The sequence below is a fragment of the Halobacillus sp. genome (assembly GCF_049282395.1).
Classification (GTDB): Bacteria; Bacillota; Bacilli; order Bacillales; family Halobacillaceae; genus Halobacillus.
Window position 1 is genome coordinate 1 of sequence record NZ_JBAPTY010000297.1, and the last position, 4,046, is coordinate 4,046.

At 41.9% G+C, this 4,046-nt stretch carries 4 protein-coding genes; 2 read left to right on the plus strand and 2 right to left on the minus strand.

Annotated elements, in window-relative coordinates; all coding sequences use genetic code 11:
* Positions 1 to 12 precede the first annotated feature (12 nt).
* Positions 13 to 186 (minus strand): hypothetical protein, encoded by a 174-nt coding sequence (locus WAM07_RS12890; protein ID WP_422167438.1) that lies wholly within the window; start codon positions 184 to 186, stop codon positions 13 to 15.
* Between the two features lie 348 nt (positions 187 to 534).
* On the opposite strand from WAM07_RS12890, the gene WAM07_RS12895 reads away from it, so the two are divergent.
* Together WAM07_RS12895 and WAM07_RS12900 are read left to right on the plus strand one after the other, a co-directional pair.
* A complete protein-coding gene (locus WAM07_RS12895) occupies positions 535 to 1,500 on the plus strand; it encodes an L-lactate dehydrogenase (protein ID WP_422167439.1) in 966 nt (321 codons plus the stop codon).
* A 28-nt stretch (positions 1,501 to 1,528) separates the two neighbouring features.
* On the plus strand, positions 1,529 to 3,154 hold the full coding sequence (locus WAM07_RS12900) for an L-lactate permease (protein WP_422167441.1): 1,626 nt from the start codon (positions 1,529 to 1,531) through the stop codon (positions 3,152 to 3,154).
* 42 nt (positions 3,155 to 3,196) lie between these two features.
* On the opposite strand, the gene WAM07_RS12905 is transcribed toward WAM07_RS12900, so the two are convergent.
* A complete protein-coding gene (locus tag WAM07_RS12905) occupies positions 3,197 to 3,676 on the minus strand; it encodes a hypothetical protein (protein ID WP_422167443.1) in 480 nt (159 codons plus the stop codon).
* Between the last annotated feature and the right edge of the window lie 370 nt (positions 3,677 to 4,046).

The following is a 4,046-nucleotide window of genomic DNA, read 5'->3' on the forward strand; positions in this document are numbered from 1 at the left end:
GAATCATTCATGCTATTCCTTCTCTTTTTCGCTGTTGTTATGATCTACCTTTTTTATTTCCAGCTCTATCTTCTTCTCTTCAATTTCCAGTTCCTTCTTTTTAAGGTCATTATCTATTTTTTTGACATATCCATAATAGATAAGAGAAAAACCAACGATGATTGTAATGTAGAAGAATAATCCCATTTGCCCCGCCCCCTGATTGAATAGGTTTTATAACCTTCCTCTTATTCACTTACACTCTTTCCATTCATCTTTCTTTACGATTAGATTCCACATTGGTTGCAAAAAGAACAAAGGTTTCCTAAATAAATTCATCATGTGGCCGTGTGTCCATTTTCATATAAATCCGAGTTTACCAAGTCCAGAATACTTTTTGAACAAAATGTGAACAAGAAAACGCTTGCATATTATAAAAAGAATTACTTTGTGAAAAACATCACAAAATCTATTGATTCGTTAAGTAGAATATTGCACAATAAACATGTGATATACTTCACAATCATTCACAGATACCATTTAGGAGGAATTCATATGACTAGAGAACGAGTAAACCGCGTGGCACTTATTGGAGCAGGATCTGTAGGAAGCAGCTATGCATTTGCTATGCTGAACCAATCCGTTACGGAAGAATTTGTCATTATCGATTTGAATGAAGATAAAGCTATGGGAGATGCCATGGACTTAAATCACGGTAAGGTCTTCGCTCCAAATCCAACGAAAACTTGGTATGGTCAGTATGAAGACTGTAAAGATGCTGATATTGTTTGTATCTGTGCAGGGGCGAACCAGAAACCCGGAGAAACTCGATTGGATCTTGTGAAAAAGAACCTGACTATTTTCAAAGGCATCGTCGATGATGTCATGGCGAGTGGCTTTAACGGAATCTTCTTAGTTGCTACGAACCCAGTGGATATTCTGACGTATGCGACTTGGAAATTCAGTGGATTGCCGAAAGAACGCGTCATCGGAAGTGGAACGATACTGGATTCCGGCCGATTCCGTTTTCTATTAGGAGAATATTTTGATGTAGCTCCTTCCAACGTACACGCCAATATCATTGGAGAACATGGAGATACGGAGCTTCCAGTATGGAGCCATGCATCTATCGGCGGGGTACCTGTATTTGAATTAATGGAACGTCATCAAGAATATGACATGGAAGACCTTGATGAGATTTTCACCAATGTTCGTGATGCAGCTTACCATATCATCGAGAAGAAAGGCGCAACCTATTACGGGATTGCCATGGGACTGACTCGTATTTCTAAAGCTATTCTTAATAATGAAAACAGTATTCTGACTGTAAGTGCTCATTTAAATGGAGAGTACAATGCGAAAGACGTTTATATTGGAGTGCCGGCCGTAGTAAACCGCATGGGAATAAGGAACGTTGTAGAAGTCAGCTTGAACGAAAAAGAACAACAGCAGTTCGCCCATAGTGTTAACGTCCTTAAAGATATCCTGGGCGCAAATTTTGAAAACCAGCCAACATCATAGATTATTCGCAGAAAAGAGTTGATCGTCCATGTGGTTACAGCAGTATGATCCGTTTGGAAATGTATTTTTGAGTGCGCTGATCGCAGCTCTACCCATCTTTTTCTTCTTTTTAGCACTGACACGCTTTAGAATGAAAGGGATTTTAGCTGCTTTTCTTACTCTTGCATTAAGTATTCTCGTATCCATTGTATTCTTTGACATGCCGATTACAAAAGCTGTTTCTGCATCCCTTCACGGTGTAGCTAATGGACTGTGGCCGATCGGTTACATTGTCATCATGGCGGTCTGGCTGTATAAGATCGCCGTTCGTACAGGGAAATTTAAAGTGATTCGATCCAGTATTGCGAACATCTCCCAGGATCAGCGTCTTCAGCTGCTTTTAATTGGATTCAGCTTTAACGCGTTCCTCGAAGGTGCAGCTGGATTCGGTGTACCGATTGCCATTAGTGCTGCTCTTCTTGTAGAGCTTGGATTTCGCCCGTTGAAAGCAGCGGCTCTGTGCCTGATCGCAAACGCTGCTTCCGGCGCATTTGGCGCGATTGGGATTCCTGTGATTGTAGGAGCTCAGATGGGAAATTTGGAAACGATGGAGCTTTCCAGAACACTCGCATACATTCTTCCGATGATTTCCTTCGCTATTCCTTTTTTACTCGTGTTCATTCTGAGCGGCGTAAAAGGAATAAAAGAAACCTTGCCTGCACTGCTGGTCGTCAGCGGGATTTATACTGGAGCTCAGATTTTCACCATTCTTTTCCTCGGACCTGAGCTTGCGAACATTCTTGCTGCTTTATTGAGTATGGCCGGACTGGCTTTATTCCTGAGAAAATGGCAGCCGAAAACCATTCACCGCGAGGAAAACGCGCCAGATATTCAACAGGGCGAGTCCTACAGCGTCAAAGAAATCATTAAAGCGTGGTCACCTTTCTATATCCTTACAGCCACCATTACCGTTTGGAGCTTGCCTTCCTTTAAAGCTCTATTCAGCGAAGGTGGACTTTTAGAGAAAACAACGGCCTTTATTCCTGTTCCTTTTCTACATCAGGAAATTCAAAAAGCACCGCCCATTGCACCTGATACGGTAGCTTTAGATGCCCTTTTTAAATTAGACTTGATATCTGCGACTGGGACCGCGATATTAGTGGCTGTACTCCTTACTGGATTATTCAGTTCAGCGATCACCCTGCCGCAAGGGATGGACTCTTTAAAATTAACCATCCAGGATTTGTGGATTCCCGTTTTGACTATCTGTTTCGTCATGGGCTTTGCGAACTTATCCAACTTCGCTGGTTTGAGTTCAGCCATTGGACTGGCCTTAGCGAAAACCGGCGCCCTATTTCCTCTCTTCAGTCCTATTCTCGGCTGGCTCGGTGTGTTCATAACGGGTTCTGTCGTCAGTAACAACGCGTTATTCGGCCATTTACAGGTGGTCACAGGGAATCAAATCATGGCAAACCCGGCACTGTTACTCGCTGCTAATACGGCCGGCGGAGTTATGGCCAAGCTGATTTCCCCGCAATCCATCGCGATTGCAACAGCGGCGGTAAAACAAACAGGCCAGGAATCTACCTTGTTTAAAATGACACTGAAGTACAGCCTGGGGTTATTAATTATCGTTTGTCTAGCTACATTCCTGTTATCATTAGCCGGGATATAATAGATTCTTCACACCACCCGTTTACTAAACGGGTGGTGTGGTCTAGAACGAGCCTTCGTTTTTTTCTGGTACTGTATGCATTCGATCGCCGTAACGCTCCTGAAATTCATTAATGATTTTATCCGCATCGAGATCAGTTACGTTTTCTAAATAAATTTCTTTGTCTTCTCCACTTTCCTTCCGAAGGGTAAGAACGTCCCCAACCTGCTGCACCCGTTTCACTTCCTCATCGGCGGCCCGCCATCTTGGACCAGTAATACCACGACGTATATCGATGGCCTGATCTTCAAATCGAACATAATCCCGCTCCGGCATTTTCAAGTAATGGATCATCTGCAAGGTACTGATCACGGCCACCCCTCCAGTTAAATACACCAAAAACTCGTCCGCACGGCTGTTCATGAACAAGACAATAAATAATATAGAAATTTGAGAGAGCATATTAATCAGAGCTCCCCGGGCTTTCTTTTTCCAAATGGATGTATTGCTGTACTGAATGCTCCATTCACTGATCATCATCACAAGTCATAAAACTTTCTCTCCAATCCTAGATTTGCACAGAATTATTTCAACCTTCTCCAGTCTACCTTTATTCTTTTTACGTACAAGTTGACTGGATTGTTTCAGATTTTCGTAGATTATCCTTTAATAATGAAAGTACATACCTCTTTTGTCTATGTATCCAATTCCAATTTTCGATAATATGAAGCATATTATTATAGTTTTTCTAACCACAATTTATACAATTTTCAGGGAAGGGAACATCCCAAAGATTAAAATTTTGCCTTATAGTATAAAGAGAGCGAACCTATTTTTTATAGATTCGCCCTGTCTTATTTAATAAGCGCCTTCCGAATAAGTTAACTCATAACTGTGCGTGTAGACCTCGAAA